The sequence below is a fragment of the Spirillospora sp. NPDC049652 genome, from assembly GCF_040675125.1.
In the GTDB taxonomy this organism is placed as follows: Bacteria; Actinomycetota; Actinomycetes; order Streptosporangiales; family Streptosporangiaceae; genus Spirillospora.
In genome coordinates this window covers 1-1,413 of sequence record NZ_JBFAOF010001405.1, presented here as the reverse complement: position 1 = coordinate 1,413, position 1,413 = coordinate 1, and the positions used below count along the sequence as shown (strand labels likewise).

Sequence of the window (1,413 nt, the reverse complement as noted above, 5' to 3'; positions counted from 1 at the left end):
GGCACCGCGTCGTGCGCGGCGACCGACGGGGGCTGCGGCGACAGGTGCCTGGGCGGTGTGAGTTTCACCACTGCGAAGGCCGCGGTGACCGCGAAAACATTGAGCAGGGCCAGCGTGCCCAAGGCGAGCGTCCGAGCACGTGCCACGACCGGGACGCCCCTCGCCAACTCAGCACTCACCAACGTGCGACATCCTTATAGTTGCGTCCTCGCCCGCGCGCGGGGACGCGCGCCACGATATAAGGGGCTGCGGTCCTCGCCGCCCTCCCGCCAGGGAACGGGCGCGTGGAACAGGGGAGACCCGGCCGTGCGGCCTTCGCCGCCACGGCATGTACAGACTATGACCGCGACCACGCGGGAAGCGGAGGACATCTTGGAATTCGACGTCACCATCGAGATTCCGCGGGGCAGCCGGAACAAGTACGAGGTGGACCACGAGTCGGGCCGCATCCGGCTCGACCGCATGCTGTTCACCTCGACGCAGTACCCGGCCGACTACGGCTTCATCGAGGACACCCTCGGCGAGGACGGCGACCCGCTGGACGCGCTGGTCATCCTCCAGGAGCCGACGTTCCCGGGTTGCCTGATCAAGTGCCGCGCGGTCGGCATGTTCCGGATGACCGACGAGGCCGGCGGCGACGACAAGGTCCTCTGCGTCCCGTCGACCGACCCGCGCATGGAGCACCTGCGCGACATCCACCACGTGCCGGAGTTCGACCGCCTGGAGATCCAGCACTTCTTCGAGGTCTACAAGGACCTCGAGCCCGGCAAGTCCGTCGAGGGCGCGAACTGGGTCGGCCGTGTCGAGGCCGAGGTCGAGGTCGAGCGCTCCCGCAAGCGGTTCGCCGACCTGGGCGGTCACTGACCGCCGGGGACGGCCCCGCCGTCCCCGCCCCGCGTGGTCACGGCGTCATCCGGAGGGCCGGGTGGCGCCGATGAGGTCTCCGCGGTGGATCGAGGAGATCCGGACGCTGGCCCCGGTGTAGGGGGCCTCCACCATCCGGCCCCGGCCGATGTAGATCCCGACGTGGTGGATCGTGTCCGGGTCGGAGGTGTTCCGGGCGAAGAAGACCAGGTCCCCCGGCCTGAGCCGCCCGACCGGCACGTGCGGGCCGGACGTCCACTGGGTGCCTGTCCAGTGGTCGAGCCGCACACCCGCCTTGTTCCAGGCGTACAGCGCGAGGCCCGAGCAGTCGAACCCGTGGATGCCGGCCCCCTGCTCGATGCCGTAGCTGGGGCCGCCCGCGGTGCCTCCGCCCCACGAATAGGGCGTTCCCAGCCATTTGAGGGCCGCGCGCGCGGCGACGGCCCCCATTCCGGAAGCCGCCGCGAGGCCCGCTCCGGAGACGCCCTGCCGGGCCCTGCTCGCCTCGGCCGCCTCAAGGGCCGCCTCGCGCCGGCGCGCGAGATCGGC

General features: G+C 71.4%; 2 protein-coding genes. One reads left to right on the top strand and one right to left on the bottom strand.

What is annotated here, in order from left to right; genetic code table 11:
• Window positions 1-372 precede the first annotated feature (372 nt).
• Window positions 373-864 carry an inorganic diphosphatase gene (locus tag AB0J52_RS40610; protein ID WP_117361624.1) on the top strand — a complete coding sequence of 164 codons (492 nt, stop codon included), beginning with the start codon at window positions 373-375 and terminating at the stop codon, window positions 862-864.
• Between the two features lie 45 nt (window positions 865-909).
• Here AB0J52_RS40610 and AB0J52_RS40605 read toward each other — a convergent pair.
• On the bottom strand, window positions 910-1,413 hold a 504-nt coding region (locus AB0J52_RS40605; protein ID WP_500188549.1), incomplete at its 5' end, for an NlpC/P60 family protein.